Genomic DNA, 25613 nt, shown 5'->3' with positions numbered 1-25613 from the left:
CTTTTACATAAAAAAGAACGCTGGTTAGGCGTTCGGTGTTACTGTCTTAAACATTTCTTTGAGACGAATTGTTAAGAAGTTAACTTGATCTTCAGTCATTTTTGCTTTTGATGGTTCATGTCCATCAACAGTTCCCAAATGTGTTTTAATGTTTCCATCTTTATCAATTATGATAAGGTAAGGAACATATCCTTCACTTTTGGTTGCACTTGCAGGTAGTGTTTCTTCAAATGCCATGATACGATCAGCGAGCTTGTTTGTTTTCCAAGCGTCATCGCGAACGTTCAAATAGTGAATCGAAACATTTAGCTCACTTGCAACATCTTCCATTACAGGTGTTAGTTCAATACACCATGGGCATGTCGCAAATCCTAAGTAGTAGATTCCTTCGACTTTATTTTCAATGTTTGATACCATATCAGGAAGTGCTTCAGAAACAAAATGGTGTTCCTTACCAATGCCTTCGTATCCGCTCATATCCGCTGCACCATCTGCAGACGTGTTCCCTTTGCTTGTACAGCCAGTGAGAACGAGCATAATTGCCATAAGAGTAAAAATTAATTTTTTCATCTTGTGACCTCCTCATCTGTTTTAATTATAGTGAATAAGTATGAAATATCAATATTTTTGTCTCGAAAGTGTGTGATATAATTGTGAAGTAGAGGTAATCGTATGAGTAAATTCAAATGTCCCGTCTGTAATAAACAGCTGGAAGAACAAGAAACGTGTTATGTGTGTGCGTCAAACCATCGCTTTGATAAGGCTAAAAAAGGGCAGATAAACCTCTTGATGTCACAAAGTAAAAAAGACAAACAGCATGGTGATGAAAAGGAAATGGTTCGGGCACGGACACAATTTTTTCATGAAGGATATTACATACCTTTTCGCCAGACTTTATATGATATTGTGATTAACCATCGTCCAAAATTTGTGTTGGATGCAGGTTGTGGTGAAGGATGGTATGCGCAAGCAATTGCGATGTCAGGTGTAAGTGTCTATGGGGTTGATATCTCAAAGCAAGCAATTGAAACGGCGGCCAAACGAGATCATACCTTAAAGCTAGCAGTTGCAAGTACATACCAATTACCGATTATGAGCGAATCGATGGATGTTGTGTATGCAGTATTTGCACCGTTTTCACCTGAAGAAGTGCATCGTGTTTTACGAGCGGGTGGTATCTTCATTGATGTGTTTCCGCTTGAAGATCATTTAATGGGCATCAAAGAGGTCCTGTATGAACAACCGTATAAGAATGAAGTCATTCTGAAGGAATACCCTGGATTAACCTACCGAGAAACAATACGTTCTGAGCAAGCGGTTGTTTTGCGTACACCTGAAGATATTGCGAATCTTTTTGCAATGACGCCGTACTACCATCGAACGCCCGCTATGGGTAAAGCGAAACTTGCTCAACTTCAAACGTTGAATACCCCACTAGCATTCGGATATGCAGTTTATACGAAAGAAGGTCCCAATGAAACTACCAACACACCTGATTGAAAAAGAGATAAGCGATGAAATTGTGAATGTTTCCGACTTGCAACCACAAACACGCTATGTGCGATGCAAGGTGGTGCAAGAATTTGATCGTTTGTTTATAAGTGATGTTATTTTTGAGCGATGTGAATTTCTCTTCAACGATCTTGAGCGCGCAGAAATACAGAATGTTCATTTTCGATACTGTGATCTTTCCAATTTAAATTTCTTTGATTCCTATCTTGGGAGCATACACTTTGAGGATTGCAAACTCATGGCCTCCTCTTTTGCAAAGTGTTTTATGCGCAATGTTCAGTTTAGTAATGTGTTTGCACGCTACGTAGGAATGATGGGAAGCAAGGTTGAAGATATCCATTTTATGAAATGTGATGTGAGTGAATCATCGTTTCAAGAGCTTAATTTTAAGCGACTTAGTTTTCATGAGTGTACAATAAATAAAGCCAATTTTTCGGGGACTCCCATGAAAGGGTTGGACTTACGAACCTGTGAATTTGATGCTATACTATTTACGGGTAAAGAGGTAGAAGGCTTAAAAATCCGTATGGATCAAGCTGTTCATTTTGCCCGTCAAATGGGAATGCTCGTTGACTAGAAAAGAGAATGTATGAAGAAACCGGGAGTAATGATTCATGATGTCATTGTTGATCAGCGGGTAGAATTGTGGAATCTTGAACAAGGGACCCAATATGAAAACTGCATTGTTTATGGCGATGGAGATCCTGTTCGTTTGAATAGTGTGGCATTTAAGAAGTGTACTTTTGTTGAAGTTGACTTTAAACGGTCGGAGATTTTAGATTGTCTGATTGAAAACTGTGATTTTTCAAATATAGAATTTGATGATTCTTACATGTATCGTGTTGCTTTCAAAAACTGTAAATTTCTTGCCAGTTCACTATTTAAGTGCGTGGTAAAAGATGTGCTCTTTTCCAATAATCTTATGAACTATCTCAATTTTTCAGATAACAAGGTAAATGATGTTACGTTTGAGAACACTCAGTTGGTGGAGAGTTCGTTTCAGAATCTTGAACACAAGAATCTTGTGTTTGCGGATGTTAAAATTGATAAGGCTGATTTCACCGAAACAAAGCTGAGTGGATTGGATTTACGTAAAGCAGATTTCACATCAATCAGTTATTCACCCCGTCTTGCACAGGGGCTAACAATTCGTATGGATCAAGGGATTTCGCTTCTTGCACAGTTTGGAATTATTGTTGATTGAATGCGTGAGCTTACGCTCACTTTTTTAATGCCGATGCGTTTGACAATCCCATTGAATTCGCTTATTATTAGGGCAAGGCAATGATAAGAAATAGTAGGTTATATAAAGCGCAAAGAGAGCTGATGGTTGGTGGAAATCAGTGGTGGCATATAATTGAACTCATCTTTGAGCAGAATCTTTGAACTTGAGTAGAAGATTTCGTATCCCCGCGTTAAGGGAGTTGAGAGCTTATCCAAATCTTAGGATAAGAATTAAGGTGGTACCGCGAGACATTCGTCCTTTTGCAGGTGCTTTTTTTATTATATGGAGGAGAAATTATGTATAACCATTTAAAAATTGAACAAAAATGGCAAAAATATTGGGATGAGAATGAGACATTCAAAACTGACATCCGTAATTTTGAATTGCCAAAATACTACATCTTAGATATGTTCCCATATCCATCAGGGAATGGGCTTCATGTGGGTCATCCCCGTGGCTATACAGCTACCGATGTTATGGCACGTTACAAACGTATGAAGGGATTCAATGTCCTTCATCCAATTGGCTGGGATGCGTTTGGATTGCCAGCTGAGCAATATGCATTGAAAACAGGGCATCATCCAGCTGAATTCACGAAAGAAAATATTGCAAACTTTACCAAGCAAATCAAATCATTGGGCCTTTCATATGATTGGTCACGTGAAATCTCAACAACGGATCCTCAATACTATAAATGGACACAATGGATTTTTACCAAACTCTATGACATGGGCCTTGCATACATTGATGAGAAACCCGTAAATTTCTGTCCGGAATTGGGAACAGTTTTAGCAAATGAAGAAGTTATTAATGGAAAATCCGAGGTTGGTGGCTTTGATGTTATTCGTGTTCCAATGCGCCAATGGGTCTTGAAGATTACAGCTTATGCTGAGCGCCTCTTGGAAGATTTGGATCTTGTCGAATGGCCAGCGTCTACTAAAGAAATGCAAATAAACTGGATTGGAAAATCAGTTGGGTCGAATGTAATCTTTAAGATTGCGGATCACGATCGTGAGTTTACAGTGTTTACAACGCGTGCGGATACCTTGTTTGGAAATACTTACTGCGTTCTTGCACCAGAGCATCCGTTTGTAAGTGAAATTACAACACCGGAAAATCGTGCTGAAGTGGATGCTTATGTTGACGCAGTCCAACGTAAAACAGACCTTGAACGTACCGAACTTAATAAAGATAAGTCAGGAGTATTCACAGGAGCCTATGCAATCAACCCTGTAAACGGCAAACATGTACCAATTTATATTGCTGACTATGTCTTAGCGGCATATGGAACTGGAGCAATTATGGCGGTTCCTGCACATGATGAACGTGATTATGAATTTGCGAAAAAATACAATTTAGAAATCGTTCCTGTACTTGCAGGTGGTGATATCAGTGAATCGGCACATACAGGTGATGGTGTGCATATTAATTCTGAGTTCTTGGATGGTCTTGATAAAGAAGAAGCCATCGGAATTATGAATGAATGGTTGGTGTCCAACGGTTTTGGAGAACCCAAAGTGACCTATAAATTACGCGATTGGTTGTTCTCCCGCCAACGATATTGGGGTGAGCCAATTCCAATTGTACATATGGAAGATGGAACAATGCGTACGGTCGAACTTGATGAACTGCCGCTCGAGTTACCGGAAGTGGAAAACTACAAACCGGCATCCAATGGTGAATCACCATTAGCGCATGCAGGAGCATGGCTTGATGTTACATTTGCTGATGGCTCAAAAGGAAAACGTGAGACAAATACAATGCCACAATGGGCAGGTTCTTGCTGGTATTACTTGCGTTACATTGACCCAACCAATACAGAAGCCATCGGTGATCCCGAGCTTCTCAAACATTGGATGAATGTTGATATGTATATGGGTGGGGCAGAGCATGCGGTCTTACATTTACTTTATGCACGATTCTGGCACAAAGTATTGTTTGATATCGGCGTTGTTGATACGAAAGAACCCTTCAAACAACTTTATCATCAAGGTATGATTTTGGGTGCTAACAATGAAAAAATGAGTAAGTCACGCGGTAACGTGGTTAATCCTGATGACATTGTCTTAAGTCATGGTGCCGATACATTGCGTGTTTACGAAATGTTTATGGGACCCCTTGATGGTGCGATTGCATGGAGCACGCGCGGTCTTGATGGTATCCGTAAATGGTTGGATCGTGTATGGCGTCTGTTTGATGAGTCCGATAAACTTGTTGATACCAATGATGGTAGTCTAGACTTTGCCTACAACCAAACGGTTCAAAAAGTAACCCATGATATTGAATCATTCGGATTGAATACAGCGTTGGCACAGCTTATGATCTTCGTAAACGAGGCTTATAAAGCTGAAACAGTTTACAAACCGTATGCACTTGGATTCATAAAGATGCTTGCAACCTTCGCACCTCATATGGGTGAAGAGTTATTTACTATGGTAACGGGCGAAGAAAGCATAAGTTATCAACCATGGCCAACGTTTGACCCTGAGAAACTTATCTTAGATGAAGTTGAAATAGTTGTTCAAATTAATGGTAAAGTTCGCGCCAAATTCCAAGCGCCAACAAACCTTGCAGAGGACGATTTAAAATCACGCGTTCACGCACATCCACAAGTTATTAAGAATCTTGAAGGTATGGTAGTCATTAAAGAAATTATCATCAAGAATAAGATTGTAAACCTTGTTGTTAAACCAGCATAGGTTTTGTGAAGAAATATACTATATTTCACAAACTAGCGACGCTTCCCACGGAAACAGTTGCTAGTTTTCTTTATAATTGTGATAAAATTCCGAGTTAAGTTGTGCTTGATTGTGAACTGGTTAGCAATGGGTTATAATAATAAGTGCAAAATGTTGTAAAGGAGAAAGTAAATGGGAAAGAAAGTAGTCGTAGTTGGTGCTGGATATGCAGGTATCCTCGCAGCCAAGAAACTCGCTAAAAAATTCAAAAAAGACAAAGATGTAGAAATTACCATTGTCGACCGTAATCCATTTAGCACAATGCTTACAGAACTTCATGAAGTTGCTGCTGGCCGTGTTGATGAGTATTCAATCCGCATGGACTTGAAAAAGATCTTTGCAGGACGTAAGGTGGATGTCAAATTAGACAACATCGAAAAAGTAGACTTTGAAAAACAAGTTGTTATCGGAGCACACGAATCATATGCTTATGATTATGTTGTAATTGGTTCAGGTTCAAAACCAACATACTTCGGTATTGAGGGTGCAGAAGAGCACACACATACATTGTGGTCCTATGATGACGCAGTAAACTTGCGTGATCACATCTTGGCTACATTTGTGAAAGCCTCACAAACACCCGATGTTGCAGAACGTCGTAAATTACTAACATTCTATGTTGTTGGTGCTGGTTTAACTGGGGTTGAAATGATGGGTGAATTGGCAGAATACGTTCCAGTATTATGCGATAAATTCTCACTCGATCCTCAAGAAGTAACAATGGTTGAAGTTGATGCAATGCCAAGCGTTGTTGGAACTTTACCAGAAAAACTCCAACGCAAAATACACAATCGTTTAGTTAAAATGGGTGTTGAAGTTAAACTTAACGCGAAAGTTGTTAAGGTAACTGCAGACTCAATTTCACTCGACATTGAAGGAAATGTTGAAACAAACAGTGTTCACACTGTAATTTGGACAGCAGGTATCGAAAGTGCTGACTTGTCAAAAGAAACAGGTGATGCACTCAGTGTTGCACAACGCGGAGGACGTGTTGAAACAGACGAATTCTTACGTGCTAAAGGACAAGAAAATGTCTTTATCGTTGGTGATAATGCATACTTCGTACCTGAAGGTGAAGAACGTGCTGTACCACAAATGGTTGAAAATGCCGAACAAAGTGGTGCAACTGCTGCTAAGAACATTGCAGCTGCAATCACAGGTCAACCATTAAAACCTTACAAACCAGCATTCCACGGAACAATGGTCTGTATTGGTGGACGTTGGGGAACAGCGAATGTTAAATTTGGTAAAATTCAATTTAACTTGGTTTCATTCTTCGCAATGTTCTCAAAACACATGATGAACTGTGTATACTTCGTTCAAGTCCTTGGATGGAACAAAGTATTCTCATACTTAAAACATGAACTCTTCACAATCCGTAACCGTCGTAGTTTTGTCGGTGGACACTTCTCAAACCGTACACCAAGTTTCTTACTCATGCCAATGCGCGTATGGTTAGGTATGGTTTGGTTATTTGAAGGAATCAAGAAAGTTCAAGAAGGCTGGTTAAGTGGAACACCTCAATTGGCAAACTTCTTTGGTGGTGCACAAAGCTGGTACAATAGCCTACTTGGCATTGGTGATGCAAGTGCGGGTGCTACAGGCGATGCTGTTGCGGGTGCAACTGGTGAAGCTGCTGCTGCCGCTGGTGAAGTCTTACTACACTGGAACTTCTTTAATATTCTACAACCAATCTTTGTTACAGGAACAACGTTAGCAGAATCAAAATTACCTGATTTTGCATTCAAGTTAGACTTTAGCTTGATGAACTGGTTTGTAGACAAAGTCATTCTATCAAGTGATGGAATGCAAGTATTCATGCAATCAATGGTTGTTATTATGGAAATTGCAATTGGTCTTGCACTTATCGCAGGTCTCTTCACTACAATCGCTGCCGGAATGTCAGTTGTATTGCAAATGATGTTCTTAATGACTACAGGTCTTTACTTAAGTACAGTATGGATGGTTGTTGCAGGTATTGCTGTGTTATTCGGTGGAAACACACTTGGTCTTGACTACTGGGTCATGCCTAAATTAAAAGCGTTGTGGAAACGAATACCGTTTGTTAAAAAGTGGTATCTCTATAACGATTAATTGGGTAGCACTCAATGAGTATTTTTGATCAAAACTTACAATATGTAAAAGACGAGGTTGGTAAAATTTTATCAACCTCTCCTTTGGTCATTAGGAAGTATACCGAACATCTTCTGAAATCTGAAGGTAAATATATTCGTGCATGTGCAGTCTTGGCTGCTGCTGAAAATGTTGACGGTACAATTCACTATGATGCCGTAAAATTTGCTGCTTCAATTGAAGTGCTGCATCTTGCTACTTTGGTGCATGATGATGTTATGGATGATGCAAATGTACGTCGGGGTATTCCGACATTGCATAAGCTCTATGGGCGTAAGACCGCAGTAATCTGTGGTGACTATCTCATGGCAGCATCACTATCCTTGGCAAATAAAGTTGATCGTAAGCATGATTATTTGGATTACAGCTTGCCGATGTATATGGAAGAAATAGCCATGGGCGAACTCAGTCAGCATCTTAACAATGGTAATTACCGTTTGAAGATGAAGGACTATCTGAAAATCATCGAAGGAAAAACTGCAAAACTATTTGAAGCTGCGATGTATGCAGGGGTTGCCACTTCGGATGATCCTCATGCGCAACATGCTGACTACAAAACAATTGGGAATCACGTTGGAATGATTTTTCAACTTCTTGATGATGTTATGGACTTCGAAGAAACAGAAAGAACAGCCAAAAAACCTGTCCAATCTGATTTTGAACAAGGTGTAGTAACATTGCCACTCATCCATGCTTTTGATACGTATCCAGAGCTTTTGGAGCAAGTTGAAAAGGAACCCTTAAGTCGTGAAGCCATTAATAGTGCTGTTGCAAAAGCAGGTGGTGTTAAATACACACAAGATTGCGCAACAAACTATTATGAAACAGCTAAAGAAAGAATCAATAAGCTAGAGATTCAACCAGACAAGCGTGCGCGTCTGATGGGGATTCTTAACTTATCCATGAGAGTTCAATAATGTTAAAGAAATTTTTAAACTATACAGAGATTCAAACGAAGATTACCAGTCTTTTTCCGTTTGTATTAACGTTAGGGATTCTTACATTCGAAGGTATAAAGATACAAGTGCTTCCAACACTTGTATTCTTTATAGGTATGTTTGTATTTGATCTAACGACCACAGCAATCAATAACTACATTGATTCAAAAGATAACGGACAAGATATTGGATTTACTCGCAAACAAGGGAAAGTTTTGATCTTTACCATGTTTACGATTGCGATGGCATCGGGACTTTACCTTGTAGCCATTACGGATTTGGTTATTTTATTTTTAGGAATGTTTTGCTTTGCAGTTGGAATTTTCTATACGTGGGGTCCTGTTCCAATTTCACGACAACCCTATGGAGAAATTATCTCCGGTGTCCTTTACGGGTACATTATTCCATTTATATTGATCCATGCAAATGCACCGGGACATCTTGTTGCATTTGGATACAATCAAGGAATTGTTGACTTACAATTTAATATTTTAAATATTATCGATTTCCTGATCATATTCTTGCCACCTACGGCCTTGACGTCGAGTATCATGTTGGCAAATAATACATGTGACATTGATGCCGATATCGCAGTAAAACGCTATACATTGCCTTACTACATTGGTCGCAAAAATGCGGTAACATTAATGTTGGGTCTTTATGTTAGTGTCTATAGTGCCATTGTAGTTGGTGTAATTCTTGGAATTCTACCATGGTTTGCATTGGCAACGCTGGCAACAATTCCAGTTGTTATCAAGCAATTCAATGCCTATCGTGCTGATTTGATTAAGCGTATTTCATTCAAATTCATCATAAAGAACTTTATCATCATTATGTTCTTTTATGATATTACAGTTATCATTGGGAGTATCTTACAATAAGATACTCTTTTTTTTTTTATTAATGCGAAAAAAAACTCACAATTTACTCGTGAGCATTTTTGAATATTGTTTGAGATTGTCTGTAAACATGTATGCATAATCATCTGTTTTGTACCAATCGGGTTGGTTGGTTTGTGATGTTACCCACATTACATCAATCTTACGATCTGGGAATTTTGTATTAAAGTCATTTACATAAGCAAGGCCTTCTTCATATGTCATCATGTACAATGCTGTCGAAAGAGCATCGGCCATCGTTGAATCCGGTGTAAAGATTGTTACCGATTGGAAACGCGCCTCTGGCATCAGTGTATGCGGGTTGACGAGGTGTGAATAGACTTTGTCATCCGGTCCTGTGTAATACCGTTGGTAATCTCCTGAAGTTACAATCGACATTGAATGGGGAATACTGAAGATATCGAGACTTTCGTTTTTGACAATCATGGATGGCTTTTCAACACCAATTGCCCATGGTGTACCATCGGGTTTGGTTCCAATTGAACGAACATTACCGCCACCACTTACAATTGCATGTTCGACACCCATTGCTTCAAGTTCTAAAGCAACAAGTTCTGTTGCATATCCTTTGGCAATTGCTCCAACATCAAGTTTTGCACGGGTGTTATTGAGGTATACTGTGCTATTTGCTTCATCAACTTCTACAAATTGCCATCCGACAAATTGTGCGGCTTCTTCTAACACGGACATTTCTGGAATGCGTCCGGGTTTGCCTTCGCCATTGAGATCAATACCTTCTTCACGATAATCATGCCATATTTCCAATACTGCACCATAGCTAATATCGAAATATCCATCTGAAATATCAGTGTATTCTTTGGCACGTTTAATCATCTCAATAATAAGTGGATCAACTTTCACAGGGGCAATTCCTGCCTGATCGTTGATTGTTTTAATATTGTTAACTCCCTCATAATCGTGATATTTATCAAAGAGTTCGTTATAGTGTAGAAAGGATGTTTTAACAACATCAAATTGACTGTTGAACTCTGCTTCACTTTTTGCGTAGGCAACGTAGGTTATGACGGTGTCAAATCCTACCTCAGATGATCGGGCATCGTATTTTGTATATTCATCGCCTTTTGTTGATGAACAGCCCACAAGCATCAACAACGCGGTAAGTGTAATTAGTATCTTTTTCATGTAATCATTATATCACAGTCAATGCTTTTAGGATAACTTCGGGCCATCTCTTATTTGTATGTATGCGCTATGAAGGGAGGTACTCATGAAGGATTGGTTGAGACATCACAGATTGTTGATAATTACGTGCGTTATCCTGTATTTCTCACAAGATATTAAAGGCATAATGCGTAGTTTGCTTTTACGATTGTATGCGTCTTAAACATGTGTTCTTTCACACTATTTTTATGTCGCATTAGTGGAAAAGCGCACCATTATCGTGTATTCTATGTATGCTAGAGGTGATACTATGATTATTACAGTTGATATTGGAAATTCAAATACCGTTATTGTCGCTTATGAAGGAGATGCAAAAATTATTCATCAGCGAATTCTAACTGAAAAAGAAAATCCTTTTGAATATTATAAGCAATCATTTGTCTCATTGAACGTGAAGCCCGAGGCTGTGGTGGTATCGTGTGTCGTTCCAGTGATTCAACGTGCATTTTGTGATGCAATCCAAGCAGTATTTGGATTTGAACCCTGTCTGGTTAATGCAGATACAATCAATGGTTTTGACATTCTCTTGGATAATCCTCGTGATATTGGTGCAGACTTTATTGCCACATCCATGGGGGCAATCGGAAAGTATCCTTTACCTGCAATCGTCGCAGATGTTGGGAGTGCTACAAAACTAACGTATACTGATGATCATGCTGCTTTTCGTGGCGGGGTTATCATCCCTGGACTGGGAACATCAATGAAGGCTTTTCGTGATTACATCCCTCATTTACCTGAGGTTGAACTCACGATTCCTAAGAATGTAATTGGTACAGGTACAATTGATGCAATTCAATCCGGTGCGCTTTATGGCTTGATTGCACAAATTGAAGGTCTTGCGCAGCGAATGGAAGAGGAAGCAGGGCAACCCTGTGTAAAAATCCTTACCGGAGGCTATGCGAGTCTGATACGTGATAATATGACGGGGTTCGTGTATGATCCTGATTTATTGAATGATGGTCTGTATGAAATCTACAGAAAAGGAATGGTCTCATGATGAAAACTAAAGACTTAACATTAAACGCTTTATTTATCGCAATTACATTGGTACTTGCACTTGTACCGGGTTTGGGAATGATTAATATTGGATTTGTTTCAATTACGATAATGCATATTCCAGTTATTGTTGCGGGGGTTGTCTTAGGATACCGCTCTGCTCTTATCAATGCATTGGCATTTGGATTGGCTGCATTGTTTATTGCGGCGACACGTCCTACCGGACTCTTTGATCCGTTGTTTATCAACCCATTAGTATCAGTATTACCACGCCTCATTTTTGGATTAGCAGTTGTTGCAATCTATGATGTGATGAAGAAAGTTACAAAAAATTATGCAATTCGTGTTGCAATCACAGCTGCTTTATCAACATTTGTTCATACGATAGTTGTCTTAGTGGCTATGTATATTGCAGCAACAGGTTCTGGTGATCCAGCAATCCTTGCAAACCTTCCTGGAAGTGTCCTTGTATTGATTACAGGTGTTCTTGCTTCCAATGGTGTGGCTGAAATTATTGCAAGTGTTGTAATCGCAACTCCAGTTGCGACTGCGTTATCGAAATTACACCGAGGTTAGATGATGATTGTTGTTGGTATCGTTTTGTTGCTTGCGCTTGTAGCATTTGTATATGGTTTCTTTGAGTATTACTGGCTACGCGTTCGTACGATAACCAACCATGATTTCCAAGAGACCCATCAAGTGCCGCCAGCACTAAAAGGCAAACGAATTGTGTTTGTCTCAGATTTTCAATTTGATCACAAAAGGCGTCGCTTTCTTCACCGTGCTGCATCACAAGTCGTCAGTGCAGTAAATAAATGTGATGCCGATTTGGTTATCCTGGGTGGGGATTTAATACACCAAAAATCTTCAGACAATGCTTTGATTTTTGATTATATTAAAGAAATCAAAGGTGAAAAGCTTGCGGTGCTAGGGAATCATGATTATCGTGATCTCACATGTGTTAAGGCAGGACTTGCTGCAGCAAATGTGACACTTCTTATCAATACAACTTATGAATTCGAGGGTATGCAGATTGTTGGCGTAGATGACTACGGTCGTGGCAATCCACAACTACCAAAGACACACTCGTACACGCTTCTTGTGAGTCATAATCCCGACTTCTTTGAGCGTGTGAAACCCAATACAATCGATATCGCCCTTGCAGGTCATATGCACGCAGGTCAGGTTACGTTCTTTGGTAAATATGCTCCAGTTTCTAATTCTGACTACAAACAACGCTATGTGTATGGTTTAGTCAAACGCCCCCAAGGTACAATTTATGTATCTTCTGGGGTGGGTGGAAGTGTTGATATTCTGCCTGTTCGATTCTTTGCACGTCCAGAAATCGTTGTATTAAATTTTTAGAGGCCTCGGCCTCTTTTTTATTTATTGCAACATTTTACTTTACCTGTCGTAGTACTTGTGGTATGATTACTACGACAGATGTAGTAAAGGAGTAAGTATGATTAGTAGCGATGTAATTCGTGGTTATAACGACACGATAGTTCTCTTTTTACTTTTGGATGGGGATTCCTATGGGTATGAAATTGGACAAGAGATTAAAGCACTCAGTCACGGTAAGTATACAATTAAAGAAACTACATTGTATTCAACATTTACCAGATTGGAAAAGAATGGCTACATAACGTCTTATGAAGGTGATGAAACACGTGGACGTGCGCGTACCTATTATCACATTACCGAGTCCGGACGTAGTTATTACAAAGAAAAGCAAGTTGAATGGGGAATCGTAAAAGAAGTGATCGATGTGTTCACAAAGGAGAAAGACAATGAAACAAATTCATGATTATGTTGAAGTGATGTTTAAAGAGTTACCACAAACAAAAGAAGTTCTTGATATCAAAGCAAATATTTTGGACTCCATGGAGTCCAAGTATCAAGATTATATTAAATCTGGTAAATCAGAGGCAGAAGCCATTGGGATGGCAATCGGTGAATTTGGATCCATGGATGATATTAAAGATGCCTTGAATATTGTCGATGATCATGAGGACTACTACGATCCCACGACTGTTCGTAAGTTCCTTAGTTTTATCCCTGGGTTTGCTGTAATGATGGCTTGCGCTGTATTTCTCATCATTGCCAGTATTGCCTTCCACCCCGTTTTTCAATCCGTAGGTTTGGAGAATGTAGGGAATGGTGTATTCTTGGTAGCGATTCTAATCGCAGTAATTATTTTTATTGTCAATGGCATGAAGTACTCGCAGTTTAAGATAAATGAAGAGCATGCCAAAAAGTTTACACCTGAAAGCATTGGTGACATTGATTTACAAATTGCGAAGACTGAATCGCGATTCATTCCTGGAATTGCAGTAGGGGTCGGATTAATTCTCGGGGGTTTAGTACTCGCCTATATTTTCGATATTCCCCAGTTTAAAAATGAAACAATCCAAGCATTCTCGTTTATGATGTGCGTAGCTGTGGCAGTCTTTATTATTATGTACGTATCCATCAATCATAAACTTCCAGAAGCAATTAAGAACTTGTCCGAAACATACCGGAAACAAGACAAGCGTTTTGAAGAAATTACCGGACATGTCATGGCTCTAACGGCTATTGCATATGTCGGATTGGGTTTATGGAGACCGTATTTATTCGGTGTGCTATGGATTATGTTTCCAATAATGGCAATTCTTATGGCATTGATTAAATCAATTAAAGCAAAATAAACTTGACCCTCACATACTGTGAGGGTTTATAATGTGAGAGAGGTGATTGTGATGAAACACGAATGGCGTAAAAAAGAGAAAGAACTTTATATTGGGAAATTAGTACCTGCTGTTGTGACGATACCATCTTTGAAGTATGTCCAAGTCTCAGGTGTTGGAAATCCAAACAGTGCTGCATTCAAGGAACACATACAGATGCTGTATTCGATAAGTTATGGAATCCGAATGATGCCGAAAGGCGGATTTACTCCTGATGGGTATTTTGAGTATACAGTCTATCCACTAGAAGGTGACTGGAGTTCGACGCAAATGCCAGATGATATTTCTCAACATGGTTTGGATAAAGACCGCTTGACGTATACGATTATGATTCGACAACCCGATTTTGTAACCGAATCAATATTTCAAATGGCGTTTACCAAGGCATCAAAAAAAATAAACCCGGAAGACTTAAAGGCAGTAACTTTTGTTACAACGCCAGAATCTAAAGCGGTTCAAATCTTACATCAAGGAAGTTATGATGATGAGCCCGAATCGTTTGCGAAACTTTCGACATTTATTTTTGATCATAATCTTGTCCGCTCTAATGAAGCATTTCATCGTGAAATTTACTTAAGAATGGACGTGGACAATCCACAAAAGAATCAGACGACATTACGTTATACAATTGAGTCGTAAAAAAAACCAGTTATCTGGTTTTTTTATGGTTTAATATACGCGAAACCCTCAGATTGTCGAACGACAAGCTCAAGAACTCCAGCGGGAACAATTTGAACAGACTTCATGATTTGTTCAGGATTAATCCCCATTCCTCGTAAAGCATTGTTGCAGACGCTAACCCGAACATGGTCTTCAACTGACAACTCTCGAATGTATGGATTGTCGATCCCCAGTTCTACAGGACCACCGTTGAGGAGCAAGTGTATATCCTCAACTTGATTGGTTGCGATGAGGTTTTTAATATTTGCATATGCTTCTGGGAAAACATTTTCATCATCGACATGGAAAATTACTTTCATCATAATGCCTCCTTTGGTATACTTCTATCTTATGCCTTTTCAAACAGAAAATCGAGAGGTAAAGGGCATCATAACAAATGTTTCACCCCATTTCATATTTCCATCGTATAAGTTCACGATGCCATCATAAGGCTTAAAGTCTTTGGGTGTATTAAAAACTCCTAGGATGACTTTTTCAAACTTGCTGTCACTGATTCTGATTGGATCTTTTGGGACGATCTTTCAAACCATTTTTTCAAGCACTGCAACTGGACTTGCTCAGGGGATGCCTTCTATTAGACTTGATTCGTAATATATTCAACCCACCGACGTGATCCTTCAACGACAAGTCGCTCGGTTTCATCAAAGTCACCGGTATACCAAGGGTCAGGGACGCCTTGGCCTTCACGACCATCTACGATATCAAGAAAGAGATGGATCCTATCGAGAGTGCCTTCAGGTGCAATAGCCTTTAAGTTGTCCACATTCTCTGAATCCATTCCAATGATATAGTCAAAATTTAAAAAGTCATCAGGCGTGATTTGACGTGCGAACATGCCATCACAGTGCAATCCACGACTTTTTAGAACATCTTGAGTTCCTTTATGCGGTGCTTGACCGTCGTTCCATCGACTTGTTGCTGCCGAATCGACATCAATCAGTCCCGCTGCCATATCTTTGAAAATTGCTTCTGCCATTGGTGAACGGCATATATTACCCAAGCAAACAAATAGAACCTTTTTCATCTTTGAATCTCCTTTAGAATAATATTTTTTCGATAATAATCTGTGTTATAGGGGACAGGAGCACTGTTGCAATACCAGTTACGACGAGTGCGAGTGTTGACATAATGCCTTGGGTCTCACCCATTTCAACAGCCTTTGATGTACCCACTGCATGTGCGGCAGTACCCAATGCCAATCCTTGAGCAATTGGATCTTTAATCTTGCAAAGTTTATTTACAATGGGTGCGAATGCGGCGCCAAAGATACCGGTAATGATTACAATAGAAACCGTCAATGTGGTAATACCACCAAGACTTTCAGCCACATCAGCAGCAATCGCTGTTGTGACGGATTTTGGAATTAAGGTAGCAATCATAGTGGAATCAAGACTTAATACAAATGCAAGGATGCCAATAATGAGAGCATGCGCAATAACACCGGCGAGGATACTTAATAGAACGACTTTCCAGTGCTTTTTGAGGATTGCTATGTTTTGATACAAGGGGATCGCTAAAGCGACTGTAGCGGGGCCAATAAGCGCTGTGATGAACTTTCCGCCCGCATTGAATGTCTCGTATGGGATATTGAATATAATAAGAATCGCAATAATAGTAATACTTGCCATTAACAAAGGATTCAATAAGTCGGATTGTGTTTTGCGTTGAAGCATCGATGTAAGGGTATAAACAAGTGCGGTAAGCACCAATCCAAACAAGGGATTGATCAGGACTTTTTCCATTAGTTATCCCCTTTCGCAAGAATCTTTGTTGCTACGAAAGCTGTAACAAGATAGGTGAACAGCGTCGAAACAACTAAAACAATCACAATGTTTAACCACGAAGTCTTTAGGATATCAAAGTAAGTTATGATACCAACTGTAATGGGTACAAAGAGAAATGCAAGGTTATTTTTAAGCCATAATCCAACCCGTTCAACTTTTTTTAGTTCAAGAATCTTAAACTGCAATGCTAAAAACAACAGGATTAGGCCGATAATGCTTCCTGGAATCGGAAGGTGCAATAAGAGTGCAATTGCATCCCCAGCGAAGGCAAAACCGGCAATAATCATAAATTGAAAAATAATTTCCATAAATACACGTCCTTTAAACTCTGTTAATTTTAACACAAATTCACGAGAAAATGAATTTCTGAGTGTATGTAAAGGGTTTATTATAAAATCACGTGATATAATAGTGAAAAGGGAGGGGAACATGAAAACAATTCTTATCGTCGAAGACGACCATCGCTTGAATACGGTTCTTGAGAGTTATCTTTCAGAAACATATTCGGTAATCACTGTAAGAAGTGGTGTGGAGGGTCTCAGATGTTTTCAACAGAATGCTGTTGATCTCATACTTCTCGATGTAAGACTGCCAGGATTTGATGGGGGGAAACTTCTGGAAATGGTTCGAGATGAAAGCTCGATACCTATAATTGTTTTATCAGAAATTTCAGAAACCAGTGTCACCATGTCGATGTTGATGAATGGAGCCAATGATTATGTTGTGAAGCCAGTAGATGCAAATATACTAAAAGCACGCGTTGCAGAACAATTAAGCATAGAGCATAAATTTGTGAGTCCGAAGGGCGTTCGGTATAAAAATATTAAATACTATCCTGCGGACTTGAAAATCGAACTAAGTGGTGAGCTTGTCGACTTGTCAAAAAAGGAAGTTGAAATCATGAAGTTGCTATTGAATAATCCCAACAAAACAATTACTAAAGAATCGCTGTATGCGAGCATTTGGGGTGAGGGATTATCATTGGATGAAAACACTGTGAATGTTCACATTAGTAGCATCCGAAAGAAATTTCGGAGAATTGATCCGAGTATCGAATATATCCAAACCGTATGGGGTGTGGGTGTTCGTTTATCGGAAGAGTAATGGACCTTTGAAGGAAACTTCGAAGGCCTTTTTATGAGTGTGAGCATTCTTCTTTACTTTAATAACATATTAAATTAATATGTTATTAAACATAGCAAATATATATGTGAGGAAAGAAGGTATTGATATGAAGAAAAAATTTGAAATTGGTCTCTATACATTAGGAGACCACATGCCAAATCCAAAAACAGGAACACTTATTAGTGAACAACAACGCATTGAAGATATTATTCAAGCTGCGAAATTAGCAGATGCGTATGGCATGGATTTGTTTGCCGTTGGTGAAAGCCATCAAGAACATTTCATCAGTCAAGCACACGCTCTTATCCTTGCTGCAATCGCTCGTGAGACAAAGAATATTATTGTTTCAAGTTCTGCTTCAGTCTTAAGCACCAGTGATCCAGTACGGGTATATGAGGATTTTTCAACCCTAGATTTAATTTCTGATGGTCGTGCTGAAATTGTTGCAGGACGTGCTTCTCGTTTGGGTGGGTTTGAATTATTGGGATTCAATGTTCGTGATTATGAAGAACTCTTTGAGGAAAAAATGGAACTTCTTACGATGTTGAATAACGAAGAAACCATCAACTGGCGCGGTCGTTTTCGTGCACCATTGGAAAATGCCCATTTGCTTCCAAAACCAAAGAATGGAAAATTACCAATTTGGCGTGCGGTAGGTGGTCCACCTGCAAGTGCCGTTAAGGCTGGAATTGCCGGTGTACCAATGATTTTAGCAACACTTGCAGGACCCGCTTCACTCTTCAATCACTCAGTGGAAACATTTAGAAAACATTGGAAAGCATATGGCCACAATCCTGAAGAAGCGAAGGTTGGAATTACGGCATTGTTCCATACTCAGGAAACAGATACTGATGCACTGCGTAGTTTCTACCCTCATTTGGATCAAGGATTTAAAATGGCAAATGGAACTGGGTTCTCAATGGAATTGATGGCTGACTCAATTGATGTCCGTCAAGCAATGCTTGTTGGATCACCCCAAACAATCGTTGATAAGATTTTGTATCAGTATGATCTCTACCAACACGATCGTTTGATGATTCAATTGGACATGGGTGGTATCCCCTTTGATGAAGTTTCTCGTCAAATTAAAGTGCTTGCCGAAGAAATTATTCCTGCGGTACGTGCTGGAATTGAAGCGCGTGAAGCAGTGAAGGAGCAACAATAAGATGAAAAAAGTACTGGCAATATCAGGATCTGTATTTGGAACAAAAACACGGATTGCACTGGATACGCTAAAACCTTTGTTCTCAAGTGATGTAGACTTTGAAGTCGTCGATTTGAAAGAAATTGAGGTTGCGTTTAGTGATGGACGTGATTATCGTGATTATGAAGGGGATACATTGCATCTCGTCGAGAAAATCCTCGCAGCGGATGCGTTGGTAATTGGTTCGCCAGTATTCCAAGCATCCATTCCTGGTGCATTAAAAAATATCTTTGACCTCATCCCAATTGATGGTCTCAAGGATAAAGTAGTTGGCATCGTGATGACGGCGGGATCTTCAAAACACTATATGGTTGGAGAATATCAGTTGAAACCGATTCTCTCATATATGAAGGCACGGACAGTTGCGAAGTATGTCTTTATTGAAGGAAAAGATTTTTATCGAACCGAAATTATCGAAGATGATGTTCATTTCCGCCTCAAGCGACTTGCCCGTAATATTGAAGAGGACATGCTCCTCACGGATACGCTCAAAGCAGAACGTAATAAACTGTTTAGCTTCTAAAAATAATAAGACCGCACACCCATGCGGTCTTTTCCTATTCTAACCAGTTCGTTGATCGACCCACTGCTTTTTGCCATTGTTTGATTAGTGTTTGTCGTGTGGTTTCATCCATTTTTGGAGTCCATGTGGTATTTTGCGAATGCAATGATTTGAGGGCCTTTTTATCAGTAAAGAACCCAGTAGCCAAACCTGCTAGAAAAGCTGCACCGAGTGCTGTTGATTCTCGGATTGTTGGTCTGTTGACATCGATACCGAGAATGTCTGCTTGAAATTGCATGAGAAATTGATTGGAACTTGCACCACCATCAACTTGTAAATTTGTCAGACGGTACCCACTATCCTGTTCCATGGCCTTCAATACATCGTGTGATTGATAGGCAATTGACTCCAGTGCTGCACGCACAATATGATTACGACCAGTTGCATAACTCATGCCATGAATGGCGCCGCGTGCGTACATATCCCAATAGGGTGCACCAAGTCCTGAGAATGCTGGAACAAAAACGGCACCTTGGGTATCTTTAACCTGGTTGGCAAGTGTTTCAGATTCTTGAACTGTCGCAATCATGTTCAAATCGTCCCTTAGCCATCTCATGATAGAACCTGCAGCAAAGATTGATCCTTCGAGTGCGTAATGAATCTCACCATTAACAGAACTTGCAATTGTAGTTACCAATCCGTGCTGTGATAAGACAGGTGTTGTTCCAGTATTCATCAAAACAAAGCATCCTGTTCCGTACGTATTCTTGGCTTCTCCAGGATTAAAGGCAGTTTGACCAAATAAAGCTGCTTGTTGATCACCAGCAACACCAGCGAGTTTGACTTGATGCCCTTGGATATTCGTATAGCCGTACACTTCACTGCTACTGATAACCGAGGGGAGTATTGCCTGGGGAATATTGAGAATTTCTAGTAATGATTGATCCCATTCAAGTGTGTGGATGTTGAAAAGCATTGTCCGTGAGGCATTGGTAACATCAGTAACGTGGACTTTGCGATCGGTGAGGTTGTATATAAGCCAGGCATCGACAGTTCCAAACATTAATTCACCACGTTCTGCGCGCTGTTGTGCTCCGGGAACTTTATCAAGAATCCATCGTATTTTCGTTGCCGAAAAGTATGCGTCGACAACGAGTCCAGTATTGTTCCGGATATACTCAGCATGGCCATCTTCAACCAATTGTGCTGCGATATGTGCAGTTCGCCGGCACTGCCAAACAATAGCGTTATAGATTGGGCGCCCCGTAACACGATCCCAAATTATGGTAGTTTCTCTTTGATTGGTTATACCAATAGAATCAATATCGCTCACATCGATTCCTGACTTTGCAATGACTTGATTCAAAACACCACTCTGAGTTGACCATATATCCATGGGATCTTGCTCCACCCATCCCGATTGCGGATAGAACTGTTGCAAATCTGCTTGCGCGACATCAACCATATTGTGATCTTTATCGAAAATAATAGCACGAGAGCTCGTCGTTCCTTGATCCAATGCAATGATATATTTTCCCATGTGAGTACCCCGTTTCTATATGTATTATAACGTACAAAACAAACGAAGACATTATTTTTTTAAACTCAACTGTGTTCAAAGTTCACAAAACATAAGAACATCACCCATTCAATGGGTTTCATGAGCACGTGAAGTATGATTTGTGATTCAAAGTGTTAAATTATAGGTACACAAGGCGAGAACATTCGACGCGTGTTCGAGTTGAATGATGAGGGTGGTCATCATTTTACTTAAGGGGATGTATTGCATTACACAAATGCTATGAGGGGTATAGCAAAAGAAAACAAGGTCAGGGGGCCTTGTTTTTTTCTGCCAGCGCCACTCGAATTCTCTGTAATCGCTCATTCACGTTGATACTCATAACAGTCTATACTTTTATATTTGATATAATGTGTATAGGGTTAAACACTGATTTTAATTTTGTTTTATAAACTAAACGAAAGGAGGTCTTATTGTGAAGAAAATAGTGATGGGCATTGCGTTCTTAGTTTCGCTGGTTTTTATAGTGACAATGTTATATTTCGAGCAGTATAAAGAGGCTGCTATTTGGACAGGTATTTCGATTATGGAAATAATAGTATTTTTTGTAGAGAGACATTTTGAGAAAAAGAAGGGGCCCGATATTTTGAAAGAATCATAAGTCTAAAGGGTTAGTTTCTATAAATTTTTGATTTGAAAATATAAAAAACGCCTGAACTTGTGGAAATTTCCATCATCAGGCGTTTTGTGTAATGTTTTGGAGCGGGTGAGGAGAATCGAACTCCCGTAGCCAGCTTGGAAGGCTGGAGTTTTACCATTAAACTACACCCGCAAAATAAATGGTGTCCCGTGTAGGACTTGAACCTACGACCCACTGATTAAAAGTCAGTTGCTCTACCACCTGAGCTAACGGGACACTTCCTGGTGCCGACTAGAGGACTTGAACCCCCAACCTACTGATTACAAATCAGTTGCTCTACCAATTGAGCTAAGTCGGCAATGGTGGAGGTTAACGGGCTCGAACCGCTGACCCTCTGCTTGTAAGGCAGATGCTCTCCCAACTGAGCTAAACCTCCGAAATCGAATTGCTAACTTATAATACACTGAATGATGGGTAAAGTAAAGAGGTAATGATTAAATAATGATTATGGATTAATCGTCGTGAGTTTCTCGGAGATTGTAACATCTGTTTTGGCCTGGATGTGATTCAAAAGTGTCGCAATATCCTTTTTACTATAAGACAAACAATTCCATGGAATCTTCTTTGTGTCTGTAATAAAAATGATCTCTTTTGGGGAATACCAACCAAAGCGCGCTTTGCGTGCTTTTTCCATACGGGGCACCTTGAGTTCAAACCCATAACCAATTTCTTGGACATCATGATACAAAATGGTGTCCTCACGTAATGTAAGTTTATCACCATTATAGTAGCGTCTTGTGATTGTGAAACTATCATCATTTAGGACTACGAAATCACTGCTGATTTCCGAATGTACCAACCAAGCTCCGATGAATGTAAAAAGAGCTCCAGTGAAATCGAGGACAACATCATCACCGGTAAAACAACGAACGCCAAATGCAACACTTGCTAATAACATAAAACCAGCTAAAACTTTTACGATAATTGCGGGAGTTCCTGTAGGCTTAATCTTCATGGTATTTCTCCTTATACTTTAGGTAAACTATACCATGTCACACATCGTGACGATAGATGCAAAGTGTTCAAAATGATTACTTATGAACTTGACGGGGAAGTGGGTGAGGCATACACTGAATGTAGGGATGTAATGCATGCAGGTATTAGGATGGATGATAGAGGTAAAGATAATGAATATATTCAATAAAATATTTGCGAAACATGCAAAGAACCCCAAAAGAAACTACAAACCCCAAAGCCGAGCGTATAAAGATTATGCAGTACACTATGAAGCATTGTGGAATGAACTCAGTAAAGCTGCGATGCCTCCGCAAGTTCGTCTGTGTATCGATGATCCTTATTATTATGCTAAAGAACATAAAGCGGCATATGAAGCGCATGGTTTGGATATTGAGCTTACAAGTTTTGATGATTTACAATGGTTTGGCTTTTTGGATGTTCTACTTGAAGAAAATATACTCTTCACCATGAAACCCAACGCCTCCCTTGCAACATTCAAACACTGTATTGAGAATTGCGGACTTCAATTAGATTTAAATATCCTCAACAAGAATGATAAACTGGATGCATGGATACAAGCCGTAGATTATGGGATTAAAGAACAGAGAAAATGTATTTATGAATTTGAAGTTGATCCACAACGCTATGTATTGTATGTGGGTGATTTATGGCGCGAAGCCTCTTTTGCACGGATTGGCAAAGCTCTGTGTCGTAGTATTGCTCAAGCCATTAAACCGGAGCCCATTGTAGTCAGTGAAGCAATGTTCAACACGGTATATACAGCTCTGGATAGTACATGGTGTCGTGATTATGTCGCCATTTCGTTGACGAATCAGCCGGACTCGATTTTTGATAGTAAACTGGGTGGACTACCCTATCTATCCGCTGAACAGACAATTCCCGTGAATGAAGCTGGAGAAGCGTTGCGCTTACTTGCTCAGATTCGGTTGGAAGATCTTCCAATTAATCCTTTAGGACTTCCTGAGAACGGGCTACTACAATTTTGGGTTCTTGATAACGTTTACTATGGATTAGAAGGGTTTGCCGATTCAGCACAAGGGAGTTCATGTGTGATCTACATTGGCAATCTAGATCATGAAATCAGCGAAGCAGATGTACGGAAGCGTTACTGTGTCAATAAACCATCCGATAGTTTTCCGTTTGAGGGAAGTTTTGGAATGGTGTTTGAAAAGCGTACACAGCATTTACCTTTGTACTTGGATGAACTTGAGTCTGTTTTTGTAAATGCATGGAATCAACACTACCCCCAAAGTATCATTGCAACAGTTGATGAATTAGGGATTTACTATGAGCATGCCCGTGATCAATCGTTTAATACGGACCATAAGATTGGTGGTTATCCGTTTTTCTCGCAGTATGATCCGCGCGATGCTAAGACGCCGTACACAGATTTATTGTTGCAAATTAACAGTGACGATGTGGATGGACATGAAATTCTTTGGGGTGATTGTGGTATTGCCAACTTCTTTATTGCGCCTGTGGATATCACCGCCCGAAATTTTACAGATGTGCTTTATACATGGGACTGCTATTAGTGATAATTTGTGTCACCATAATTCACGCAAACGACAAAATAGATGCGGTACAATATAGGGAATAGGGAGGGTAATACAATGGAAAAACAAAAGAAAATTGAAATACTCCAAGATGTGATTCGTATTGAATCAATCAATGGAAATGAGAAAGCAGTCGCATTATATCTGCAGAAATTATTAAAAGATCATGGTATTGAATCGACACTTGTTGATTATGCGCCAGATCGCAGCAATCTTGTCGCAACCATGAAAAGTGGTGAGGGCAAGGTGTTGGCTTACAGTGGTCATATGGATGTTGTAGACCCTGGTGATGCATCACTTTGGAAATACCCACCGTTTGATGCACATATCGAAGGAAACAAGATGTACGGACGAGGGACTACTGATATGAAATCGGGACTAGTTGCCCAAGTACTTGCAATGATTGAAATGAAAGAACAAGGAATTCCCTTTAAAGGAACCCTTAAATTACTAGCAACAGTTGGTGAGGAAGTTGGAGAATTGGGTGCTGAGCAATTAACAACAGAAGGATATATGGATGATGTAGATGGGCTCATTATTGGAGAACCCACAAACTATATCTTGATGTATACCCATATGGGATCCATCAACTATACACTTACTTCAAAAGGTAAAGAAGCACACAGTTCAATGCCGCAATTAGGGATTAATGCCATTAATCACTTAAACGTTTTTATCACACGTGTTAATGAAGCAATGGATAAAGTTGCAGCTGATTATAATGATGCGACGCTGGGCCGTACCATTCATAACGTTACGGTGATTTCCGGTGGAAACCAAGTAAACAGCATACCTGCTCTCGCAACATTACAAGGGAATATTCGATCACTCCCAGAGTTTGACAATGACAAAGTTATTGCATTGCTTCAAAAAGTTGTTGATGAACTTAACCTAGAGAAAGATTACAACTTAACATTGGCAATTGATTTCAATAAGATTCCTGTTAAAGCAGATAAAGACTCAAGTCTGATTAATACAGTACAAGGTGTTAGTGAAAAACACGATAAAGGACGCCTGCAATTAGTCGGTGCAGCAGGTACAACCGATGCTGCAGAATTTACGAAAGCAAAGAAAGCCTTTGATTTTGTAGTATTTGGTCCTGGTGTATCAACACTAGCACATCAAATGAACGAATATGTAGAAATTGATAATTATCTTGAGATGATTGAGATATACAAAGACATTGCCGCATCCTATTTAAAATAAAAACAA

At 39.6% G+C, this 25613-nt stretch carries 27 protein-coding genes, 4 tRNA genes and 1 other annotated feature; of the genes, 19 read left to right on the top strand and 12 right to left on the bottom strand.

The genetic code is table 11. The annotated features are described in order from the left end of the window. Nucleotides 1–24: 24 nt before the first annotated feature. Nucleotides 25–570 carry a thioredoxin gene (locus tag G7062_RS10800; RefSeq protein WP_166065923.1) on the bottom strand — a complete coding sequence of 182 codons (546 nt, stop codon included), beginning with the start codon at nucleotides 568–570 and terminating at the stop codon, nucleotides 25–27. Between the two features lie 102 nt (nucleotides 571–672). On the opposite strand from G7062_RS10800, the gene G7062_RS10795 reads away from it, so the two are divergent. From G7062_RS10795 to G7062_RS10765, 7 genes are all read left to right on the top strand, one after another. Then, nucleotides 673–1500: a methyltransferase domain-containing protein gene (locus G7062_RS10795; RefSeq protein WP_166065922.1), complete on the top strand. Its 828-nt coding sequence runs from the start codon at nucleotides 673–675 to the stop codon at nucleotides 1498–1500. Continuing rightward, nucleotides 1475–2089, top strand: a complete 615-nt coding sequence (locus G7062_RS10790; protein WP_166065921.1) for a pentapeptide repeat-containing protein — start codon at nucleotides 1475–1477, stop codon at nucleotides 2087–2089. The genes G7062_RS10795 and G7062_RS10790 overlap by 26 nt, the downstream gene beginning before the upstream one ends. Before the next feature lie 12 nt (nucleotides 2090–2101). Then, the gene (locus G7062_RS10785; protein WP_166065920.1) at nucleotides 2102–2716 is read left to right on the top strand and encodes a pentapeptide repeat-containing protein; all 615 of its coding nucleotides are present in this window, start codon (nucleotides 2102–2104) and stop codon (nucleotides 2714–2716) included. A gap of 71 nt (nucleotides 2717–2787) precedes the next feature. Further along, nucleotides 2788–3000, top strand: a binding site (T-box leader). A 33-nt stretch (nucleotides 3001–3033) separates the two neighbouring features. Beyond that, nucleotides 3034–5436, top strand: coding sequence for a leucine--tRNA ligase (gene leuS / locus G7062_RS10780; protein ID WP_371741434.1), 2403 nt, complete (start codon nucleotides 3034–3036; stop codon nucleotides 5434–5436). Nucleotides 5437–5607: 171 nt separating this feature from the next. Continuing rightward, nucleotides 5608–7569 carry an NAD(P)/FAD-dependent oxidoreductase gene (locus tag G7062_RS10775; RefSeq protein WP_166065919.1) on the top strand — a complete coding sequence of 654 codons (1962 nt, stop codon included), beginning with the start codon at nucleotides 5608–5610 and terminating at the stop codon, nucleotides 7567–7569. Between the two features lie 14 nt (nucleotides 7570–7583). Beyond that, entirely contained in the window at nucleotides 7584–8525 is a 942-nt protein-coding gene (locus G7062_RS10770) for a polyprenyl synthetase family protein (protein ID WP_166065918.1), read from the top strand. Then, a complete protein-coding gene (locus G7062_RS10765; protein WP_166065917.1) occupies nucleotides 8525–9427 on the top strand; it encodes a UbiA family prenyltransferase in 903 nt (300 codons plus the stop codon). Before G7062_RS10770 ends, G7062_RS10765 begins: the two co-directional genes overlap by 1 nt. 36 nt (nucleotides 9428–9463) lie before the next feature. Here the strand turns inward: G7062_RS10765 and G7062_RS10760 are convergent, their stop codons facing one another. After that, nucleotides 9464–10588, bottom strand: a complete 1125-nt coding sequence (locus G7062_RS10760) for an FAD:protein FMN transferase (protein WP_166065916.1) — start codon at nucleotides 10586–10588, stop codon at nucleotides 9464–9466. Nucleotides 10589–10877: 289 nt separating this feature from the next. Here G7062_RS10760 and G7062_RS10755 point away from each other — a divergent pair, with 289 nt between their 5' ends. The 6 genes from G7062_RS10755 (at nucleotide 10878) to G7062_RS10730 (ending at nucleotide 14991) form a co-directional block, all read left to right on the top strand. After that, nucleotides 10878–11624 carry a type III pantothenate kinase gene (locus G7062_RS10755; RefSeq protein WP_166065915.1) on the top strand — a complete coding sequence of 249 codons (747 nt, stop codon included), beginning with the start codon at nucleotides 10878–10880 and terminating at the stop codon, nucleotides 11622–11624. Further along, complete coding sequence (locus G7062_RS10750) at nucleotides 11621–12199, top strand: ECF transporter S component (protein ID WP_166065914.1); 579 nt, start codon at nucleotides 11621–11623, stop codon at nucleotides 12197–12199. Before G7062_RS10755 ends, G7062_RS10750 begins: the two co-directional genes overlap by 4 nt. Beyond that, entirely contained in the window at nucleotides 12200–12988 is a 789-nt protein-coding gene (locus tag G7062_RS10745) for a metallophosphoesterase (protein ID WP_240915953.1), read from the top strand. It begins immediately after the preceding gene. Nucleotides 12989–13085: 97 nt separating this feature from the next. Then, nucleotides 13086–13430, top strand: coding sequence for a PadR family transcriptional regulator (locus G7062_RS10740; protein ID WP_166065913.1), 345 nt, complete (start codon nucleotides 13086–13088; stop codon nucleotides 13428–13430). Beyond that, complete coding sequence (locus G7062_RS10735; protein WP_166065912.1) at nucleotides 13414–14313, top strand: permease prefix domain 1-containing protein; 900 nt, start codon at nucleotides 13414–13416, stop codon at nucleotides 14311–14313. Before G7062_RS10740 ends, G7062_RS10735 begins: the two co-directional genes overlap by 17 nt. A gap of 51 nt (nucleotides 14314–14364) precedes the next feature. Beyond that, nucleotides 14365–14991: a GyrI-like domain-containing protein gene (locus G7062_RS10730; RefSeq protein ID WP_166065911.1), complete on the top strand. Its 627-nt coding sequence runs from the start codon at nucleotides 14365–14367 to the stop codon at nucleotides 14989–14991. 23 nt (nucleotides 14992–15014) lie between these two features. Here G7062_RS10730 and G7062_RS10725 read toward each other — a convergent pair whose 3' ends face one another. The 4 genes from G7062_RS10725 to G7062_RS10710 form a co-directional block, all read right to left on the bottom strand. Further along, on the bottom strand, nucleotides 15015–15335 hold the full coding sequence (locus G7062_RS10725; RefSeq protein ID WP_166065910.1) for a DsrE family protein: 321 nt from the start codon (nucleotides 15333–15335) through the stop codon (nucleotides 15015–15017). A 272-nt stretch (nucleotides 15336–15607) separates the two neighbouring features. After that, nucleotides 15608–16057, bottom strand: coding sequence for a low molecular weight protein-tyrosine-phosphatase (locus G7062_RS10720; RefSeq protein ID WP_166065909.1), 450 nt, complete (start codon nucleotides 16055–16057; stop codon nucleotides 15608–15610). 13 nt (nucleotides 16058–16070) lie between these two features. Beyond that, complete coding sequence (locus tag G7062_RS10715; RefSeq protein ID WP_166065908.1) at nucleotides 16071–16775, bottom strand: LrgB family protein; 705 nt, start codon at nucleotides 16773–16775, stop codon at nucleotides 16071–16073. Next, nucleotides 16775–17125 (bottom strand): CidA/LrgA family protein, encoded by a 351-nt coding sequence (locus G7062_RS10710; RefSeq protein ID WP_166065907.1) that lies wholly within the window; start codon nucleotides 17123–17125, stop codon nucleotides 16775–16777. Before G7062_RS10710 ends, G7062_RS10715 begins: the two co-directional genes overlap by 1 nt. 121 nt (nucleotides 17126–17246) lie before the next feature. Between G7062_RS10710 and G7062_RS10705 the strand changes: the two genes are divergently transcribed. The 3 genes from G7062_RS10705 (at nucleotide 17247) to G7062_RS10695 (ending at nucleotide 19669) form a co-directional block, all read left to right on the top strand. Next, complete coding sequence (locus tag G7062_RS10705; protein ID WP_166065906.1) at nucleotides 17247–17921, top strand: response regulator transcription factor; 675 nt, start codon at nucleotides 17247–17249, stop codon at nucleotides 17919–17921. Nucleotides 17922–18048: 127 nt separating this feature from the next. Then, entirely contained in the window at nucleotides 18049–19107 is a 1059-nt protein-coding gene (locus G7062_RS10700; RefSeq protein ID WP_205700131.1) for an LLM class flavin-dependent oxidoreductase, read from the top strand. Nucleotide 19108: 1 nt separating this feature from the next. After that, nucleotides 19109–19669, top strand: coding sequence for an NADPH-dependent FMN reductase (locus G7062_RS10695; RefSeq protein WP_166065904.1), 561 nt, complete (start codon nucleotides 19109–19111; stop codon nucleotides 19667–19669). Between the two features lie 34 nt (nucleotides 19670–19703). Here the strand turns inward: G7062_RS10695 and glpK are convergent, their stop codons facing one another. Next, entirely contained in the window at nucleotides 19704–21188 is a 1485-nt protein-coding gene (glpK, locus tag G7062_RS10690) for a glycerol kinase GlpK (protein WP_166065903.1), read from the bottom strand. A 454-nt stretch (nucleotides 21189–21642) separates the two neighbouring features. Here glpK and G7062_RS10685 point away from each other — a divergent pair, with 454 nt between their 5' ends. After that, nucleotides 21643–21828 (top strand): hypothetical protein, encoded by a 186-nt coding sequence (locus G7062_RS10685; RefSeq protein ID WP_166065902.1) that lies wholly within the window; start codon nucleotides 21643–21645, stop codon nucleotides 21826–21828. Between the two features lie 97 nt (nucleotides 21829–21925). On the opposite strand, the gene G7062_RS10680 is transcribed toward G7062_RS10685, so the two are convergent. The 5 genes from G7062_RS10680 to G7062_RS10660 form a co-directional block, all read right to left on the bottom strand. Further along, nucleotides 21926–21999: transfer RNA gene (locus G7062_RS10680), tRNA-Gly, on the bottom strand. Nucleotides 22000–22007: 8 nt separating this feature from the next. Continuing rightward, nucleotides 22008–22083: transfer RNA gene (locus G7062_RS10675), tRNA-Lys, on the bottom strand. A 6-nt stretch (nucleotides 22084–22089) separates the two neighbouring features. Further along, nucleotides 22090–22165, bottom strand: a tRNA-Thr gene (locus G7062_RS10670). 2 nt (nucleotides 22166–22167) lie between these two features. Then, nucleotides 22168–22243: transfer RNA gene (locus G7062_RS10665), tRNA-Val, on the bottom strand. Nucleotides 22244–22312: 69 nt separating this feature from the next. After that, entirely contained in the window at nucleotides 22313–22822 is a 510-nt protein-coding gene (locus G7062_RS10660) for a hypothetical protein (RefSeq protein ID WP_166065901.1), read from the bottom strand. Nucleotides 22823–22994: 172 nt separating this feature from the next. Here G7062_RS10660 and G7062_RS10655 point away from each other — a divergent pair, with 172 nt between their 5' ends. Then, complete coding sequence (locus G7062_RS10655; protein ID WP_166065900.1) at nucleotides 22995–24380, top strand: DUF6630 family protein; 1386 nt, start codon at nucleotides 22995–22997, stop codon at nucleotides 24378–24380. A gap of 78 nt (nucleotides 24381–24458) precedes the next feature. Next, nucleotides 24459–25607: an ArgE/DapE family deacylase gene (locus G7062_RS10650; RefSeq protein WP_166065899.1), complete on the top strand. Its 1149-nt coding sequence runs from the start codon at nucleotides 24459–24461 to the stop codon at nucleotides 25605–25607. The last annotated feature ends 6 nt before the right edge of the window (nucleotides 25608–25613 follow it).

Source organism: Erysipelothrix sp. HDW6C (genome assembly GCF_011299615.1).
In the GTDB taxonomy this organism is placed as follows: domain Bacteria; phylum Bacillota_I; class Bacilli_A; order Erysipelotrichales; family Erysipelotrichaceae; genus Erysipelothrix.
Note: the sequence above shows the minus strand (reverse complement) of the source record. Positions and strands in the feature narration are given on the sequence as shown.

What these genes read in the sequence shown, in the direction of transcription:
- G7062_RS10750 (WP_166065914.1), top strand. Translation starts at nt 11,621, where the DNA reads ATGATGAAAACTAAAGACTTAACATTAAACGCTTTATTTATCGCAATT.
- G7062_RS10770 (WP_166065918.1), top strand. Translation starts at nt 7,584, where the DNA reads ATGAGTATTTTTGATCAAAACTTACAATATGTAAAAGACGAGGTTGGT.
- G7062_RS10745 (WP_240915953.1), top strand. Translation starts at nt 12,200, where the DNA reads ATGATGATTGTTGTTGGTATCGTTTTGTTGCTTGCGCTTGTAGCATTT.
- G7062_RS10785 (WP_166065920.1), top strand. Translation starts at nt 2,102, where the DNA reads ATGAAGAAACCGGGAGTAATGATTCATGATGTCATTGTTGATCAGCGG.
- G7062_RS10650 (WP_166065899.1), top strand. Translation starts at nt 24,459, where the DNA reads ATGGAAAAACAAAAGAAAATTGAAATACTCCAAGATGTGATTCGTATT.
- G7062_RS10660 (WP_166065901.1), bottom strand. Translation starts at nt 22,822, where the DNA reads ATGAAGATTAAGCCTACAGGAACTCCCGCAATTATCGTAAAAGTTTTA.
- glpK (WP_166065903.1), bottom strand. Translation starts at nt 21,188, where the DNA reads ATGGGAAAATATATCATTGCATTGGATCAAGGAACGACGAGCTCTCGT.
- G7062_RS10795 (WP_166065922.1), top strand. Translation starts at nt 673, where the DNA reads ATGAGTAAATTCAAATGTCCCGTCTGTAATAAACAGCTGGAAGAACAA.
- G7062_RS10755 (WP_166065915.1), top strand. Translation starts at nt 10,878, where the DNA reads ATGATTATTACAGTTGATATTGGAAATTCAAATACCGTTATTGTCGCT.
- G7062_RS10760 (WP_166065916.1), bottom strand. Translation starts at nt 10,588, where the DNA reads ATGAAAAAGATACTAATTACACTTACCGCGTTGTTGATGCTTGTGGGC.
- G7062_RS10735 (WP_166065912.1), top strand. Translation starts at nt 13,414, where the DNA reads ATGAAACAAATTCATGATTATGTTGAAGTGATGTTTAAAGAGTTACCA.
- G7062_RS10710 (WP_166065907.1), bottom strand. Translation starts at nt 17,125, where the DNA reads ATGGAAATTATTTTTCAATTTATGATTATTGCCGGTTTTGCCTTCGCT.
- G7062_RS10725 (WP_166065910.1), bottom strand. Translation starts at nt 15,335, where the DNA reads ATGATGAAAGTAATTTTCCATGTCGATGATGAAAATGTTTTCCCAGAA.
- G7062_RS10655 (WP_166065900.1), top strand. Translation starts at nt 22,995, where the DNA reads ATGAATATATTCAATAAAATATTTGCGAAACATGCAAAGAACCCCAAA.
- leuS (WP_371741434.1), top strand. Translation starts at nt 3,034, where the DNA reads ATGTATAACCATTTAAAAATTGAACAAAAATGGCAAAAATATTGGGAT.
- G7062_RS10775 (WP_166065919.1), top strand. Translation starts at nt 5,608, where the DNA reads ATGGGAAAGAAAGTAGTCGTAGTTGGTGCTGGATATGCAGGTATCCTC.
- G7062_RS10715 (WP_166065908.1), bottom strand. Translation starts at nt 16,775, where the DNA reads ATGGAAAAAGTCCTGATCAATCCCTTGTTTGGATTGGTGCTTACCGCA.
- G7062_RS10705 (WP_166065906.1), top strand. Translation starts at nt 17,247, where the DNA reads ATGAAAACAATTCTTATCGTCGAAGACGACCATCGCTTGAATACGGTT.
- G7062_RS10790 (WP_166065921.1), top strand. Translation starts at nt 1,475, where the DNA reads ATGAAACTACCAACACACCTGATTGAAAAAGAGATAAGCGATGAAATT.
- G7062_RS10730 (WP_166065911.1), top strand. Translation starts at nt 14,365, where the DNA reads ATGAAACACGAATGGCGTAAAAAAGAGAAAGAACTTTATATTGGGAAA.
- G7062_RS10695 (WP_166065904.1), top strand. Translation starts at nt 19,109, where the DNA reads ATGAAAAAAGTACTGGCAATATCAGGATCTGTATTTGGAACAAAAACA.
- G7062_RS10700 (WP_205700131.1), top strand. Translation starts at nt 18,049, where the DNA reads ATGAAGAAAAAATTTGAAATTGGTCTCTATACATTAGGAGACCACATG.
- G7062_RS10800 (WP_166065923.1), bottom strand. Translation starts at nt 570, where the DNA reads ATGAAAAAATTAATTTTTACTCTTATGGCAATTATGCTCGTTCTCACT.
- G7062_RS10765 (WP_166065917.1), top strand. Translation starts at nt 8,525, where the DNA reads ATGTTAAAGAAATTTTTAAACTATACAGAGATTCAAACGAAGATTACC.
- G7062_RS10740 (WP_166065913.1), top strand. Translation starts at nt 13,086, where the DNA reads ATGATTAGTAGCGATGTAATTCGTGGTTATAACGACACGATAGTTCTC.
- G7062_RS10720 (WP_166065909.1), bottom strand. Translation starts at nt 16,057, where the DNA reads ATGAAAAAGGTTCTATTTGTTTGCTTGGGTAATATATGCCGTTCACCA.